Below are 2973 nucleotides of genomic sequence, written 5' to 3' on the forward strand. Positions count from 1 at the left end.
GGCGCAGCTGCGCGATCAACTCCACACCCAACGAGCTGTAACCGGTCACGTTGTCGGGGTTGGAATACTGGTCGGGACACCACGCAGCCTCGTCGAGTGCGAGCAGGGCGCGCACACGGTCGCGGCGGGCTTGTTGCCAACCCCCGACCGGGTGGGGCTCGCTGACGACATCGACCCGGGCGCCGTAGGCGGCGAGCATCTGCCGCAAGATCGGTTCCAGTCCCGGATCGGTCACCAAGGTCACCGGATGACCGAACACAATGCCCGCTAGCGCTAACCCCAATCCCAGTGTGCCGCTCGTTGATTCGATGATCTGCGCCCCCGGGGCCAGCTCGCCGCGGGCGCGGGCGCGTTCGACCATGTGCAGCGCCGGCCGGTCTTTCATGCCACCGGGGTTGAAGCCCTCCAGCTTGGCCCAGAAACCGTGCCCGTGCTCGGCAAAGGGTTCTTCGATCCGCAGTACCGGGGTGCCGCCGACCAGCTGACGACTCAGCCCAGCACGGCGCGATGTGGCCTCGGCAGGGAAGGTGGTGGCGAATGGATCACTGGTGGTGAGGCTGTAGGAGACAGTCACACGGGCATCCTCTGCATCGATGGACAGGATGTCGCCGGGCCGAAAGCAGATCAACAGTGTGAGAGGGAACTGGGACATATCGTTCGGCGCGGCGACACCGCCACCTTGCCCACTCAACCTCAAGGCTGATCGGCGGTCGGGATCAAGATCTGCTCAAGAATGCCCGCGGGGTTGGATGGTCGTGTAAACCACCGCCACCATAGGGACGTGCCTCATGACCGCGTCATCGTCGACGACGACCTTCGTGGGCCGGCGGCCCGACCACCGCACGGGCTACACGCGCTGGTCATCGAAGATGAGCCTGACATCGCCGAGGTTGTCGCCGACTACCTGCAGCGCAGCGGATTTGTGGTCACCATCGCCCACGACGGCCAAGAGGGGATCGCCGCCGCACGCACGGTGAGTCCTGCGGTAGTCATCCTCGATCTGGGTTTGCCCTCGATCGACGGCGTCGAGGTGTGTCGGCAGTTACGCACCTTCACCGACGCCTACATCGTGATGGTCACCGCCCGCGCCGACGAGGTCGACACCATCATCGGTCTCGCGGTTGGAGCCGACGACTACCTCACCAAACCGTTTCGTCCTCGTGAGCTGATGGCGCGCATCGACGCCATGCTGCGCCGTCCGCGCCCGACCTCGGCGGTAGACACAGCACACCCGCGGACACTGGGGGAGCTGACCCTGGACCCACAAGGCCGTGAAGTGCGGGTAGAAGACACACTCGTGGAACTGACCCGCACCGAATTCGACGTTCTGGAAGCCCTGAGCCGACGGCCCGGTGTGGTGTTCAGTCGAGAACAACTGCTCACCGAAATCTGGGGACCCAACTGGGTCGGCGATGCCCACGTTGTCGAAGTTCATATCGCCAGCCTGCGCCGCAAACTCGGCGACAGCGCCGCGGCCGGTCGATTCATCCGTACCGTGCGCGGCGTGGGCTACCGGATGGGTGACGGCCAACCTCGAGGAGACAGCCATGAACGGTGATCGACGACGGGCACGTATCCCGGGCAGCTTCGGCTCCCGGTTGATGCTGGCCCAGGCCATCGTGATCGGCGGCGGCGGCATCAGCGTCGCGATCGTGGCACTGTTCGTCGCGCCGCACACCTTCCACGATCACCTCGGCCAGTCCAGCCTCGAACCGGGATCAGCACAGGCCGAACACGTCGAGGCCGCATTCACCTTCTCCATCGTCGTCTCGATGACCGCAGCCCTGGTCACCTCGACGATCCTGGCCACGGCCGTCAGCTGGTTCCTGGCTCGCCGCGTACAACAGTCAGTCGCCAGCGTCGCGCGCTCGGCTGTGGCGATTGGCGCAGGCAACTACCGCACCCGTGTTCCCGATCGCCAGCTCGGCACCGAGTTCACCCAGCTCAGCCGAGCCATCAACCAGCTGGCACAACGTTTGAACTCCCAGGAAGACATCCGCAAGCGGATGCTGTCAGACCTCGCCCACGAACTGCGCACCCCGTTGACCACCATCGGCGCGATCACCGACGCCCTCGAGGACGGTGTCCGCGCGCCCGACTCCCACACCTTCGACGTCGTGCGCACCGCCACCACCCGGTTGCAGCGCCTCGCCGAGGACATCGCGACCGTATCCAGCGCCGACGAGCATCAGATGCCATTGCAACCCTCGACGATCACTGTCAATGAACTACTCATCGCGACCTACGAAGAAGCCGCCGAGCTGTTCACCGACGCCGGCGTCACGCTGGGCATCGTCACCACCGCCGCGCGCGTACACATCGATGTCGATGCCGAACGAATGAGCCAAGTACTGCTCAATCTGCTCACTAACGCGCTGCGACACAGCTCCCCGGGCCAGCGGGTCGTAGTGAAAGCCGACACCGCCCCGGCACACGCGGTGCGCATCAGCGTCGTCGACTGCGGGGACGGGATTCCCGCTCAACACCTTCCACACATCTTTGACCGCTTCTACCGCACCGACTCCTCACGGACCCGAGACGCCGGCGGCAGCGGTATCGGACTCACCATCGCCCGCTCCATCGTCGAAGACCATGGGGGCACCTTGCTCGCCGAAAGCCTGGGAACCGGGCACGGAGCCACCTTCACCATCACGTTGCCGACCACAACACGACGTCACATCCACCGCAGCACCCCTGGAACCGAATTCTCCGCAGCCATCGAACACCGCCCGCCTCGCGGCGCTGCCGATGCGCTCCAACGGGACCGAGCTACTAACTGAGGTAGTCCGTCGTAAGATTGACCCGCATCTAGAGATGGTGGGTGAAAATGACTGGGCTGGGTTCGCTGGAACGCGCAGTGATGGACGTGCTGTGGTCGGCCGGTGCGGCGATGTCGGTGCACGACCTAGTCGAGGAACTCCACGACCGCGAACCGGCCTACACCACAGTGCTCACCGTCGTCACCAACCTGCA

Annotated in this window: 4 protein-coding genes; 3 read left to right on the plus strand and 1 reads right to left on the minus strand. The window is 65.0% G+C overall.

Translation table 11 applies throughout. The annotated features are described in order from the left end of the window. The coding region (locus AS181_RS24310) for a pyridoxal-phosphate dependent enzyme (protein ID WP_139114282.1) at positions 1 to 574 on the minus strand (574 nt) is incomplete at its 3' end. Between the two features lie 159 nt (positions 575 to 733). On the opposite strand from AS181_RS24310, the gene AS181_RS24315 reads away from it, so the two are divergent. The 3 genes from AS181_RS24315 to AS181_RS24325 form a co-directional block, all read left to right on the plus strand. Next, entirely contained in the window at positions 734 to 1558 is an 825-nt protein-coding gene (locus tag AS181_RS24315; protein ID WP_231742713.1) for a response regulator transcription factor, read from the plus strand. Continuing rightward, positions 1548 to 2780: a sensor histidine kinase gene (locus AS181_RS24320; RefSeq protein ID WP_006438349.1), complete on the plus strand. Its 1233-nt coding sequence runs from the start codon at positions 1548 to 1550 to the stop codon at positions 2778 to 2780. The genes AS181_RS24315 and AS181_RS24320 overlap by 11 nt, the downstream gene beginning before the upstream one ends. A gap of 47 nt (positions 2781 to 2827) precedes the next feature. Then, the coding region (locus AS181_RS24325) for a BlaI/MecI/CopY family transcriptional regulator (RefSeq protein WP_139114283.1) at positions 2828 to 2973 on the plus strand (146 nt) is incomplete at its 3' end.

The sequence above is a fragment of the Gordonia sp. SGD-V-85 genome, from assembly GCF_001456905.1.
Lineage (GTDB): Bacteria > Actinomycetota > Actinomycetes > Mycobacteriales > Mycobacteriaceae > Gordonia > Gordonia hongkongensis.

Coding starts and splice junctions, on each gene's coding strand:
- AS181_RS24320 (WP_006438349.1), top strand. CDS start 1,548: ATGAACGGTGATCGACGACGGGCACGTATCCCGGGCAGCTTCGGCTCC.
- AS181_RS24315 (WP_231742713.1), top strand. CDS start 734: ATGCCCGCGGGGTTGGATGGTCGTGTAAACCACCGCCACCATAGGGAC.